This window comes from Kitasatospora griseola (assembly GCF_014648555.1).
Lineage (GTDB): Bacteria > Actinomycetota > Actinomycetes > Streptomycetales > Streptomycetaceae > Kitasatospora > Kitasatospora griseola.
In genome coordinates, this window is record NZ_BMRI01000123.1 from 1 (window position 1) to 548 (window position 548).

The 548-nt window shown below is 69.0% G+C and carries 1 protein-coding gene; it reads left to right on the forward strand.

All coding sequences use genetic code 11. The annotated features are described in order from the left end of the window. Window positions 1–64 precede the first annotated feature (64 nt). A partial coding sequence (locus IEZ12_RS37405) for a transposase family protein (protein WP_505744234.1) occupies window positions 65–548 on the forward strand: 484 nt, incomplete at its 3' end.

Sequence of the window (548 nt, forward strand, 5' to 3'; positions counted from 1 at the left end):
GATGATTGATGCCAAGGGCTCGCTGGCGTGCATGAAATGACGCGAGGGAGTCCAAAGGTCGGTTGTGACGCCTGACCTGGACTCCCTCGCGACCGCACTCTACGTGAAGACCGACGACCTGCTGAAGGAATCGCCGCATCTGGCCCCGTGGCGGCCCGGGATCGGCATCGTGCCCCGGCTGAGCGACGCCGAACTGGTCACCCTGGCCGTGATGCAGGCCCTGCTCGGCTTCGCCTCCGAACGCCGCTGGATCCGCCACGCCACCACCCACCTGCGGCACCTGTTCCCCTACCTGCCCGGGCAGTCGGGCTACAACCGGCGCCTGCGCAAGGCCGCCGACCTGATCGCCCGGGTCAACCGCCTGCTCGCGATCGACACCTCGCTGTGGACGGACACCGTGTGGGTCGTCGACTCCACACCGGTGGAGTGCGGCCGCTCACGCGAGACGGCCAAGCGCTCCGACCTGGCCGGCTGGGCCGAGTACGGCTACTGCGCCAGCCACTCCCGCTACTTCTGGGGCCTTCGCCTGCACCTGGTGTGCACCCTGC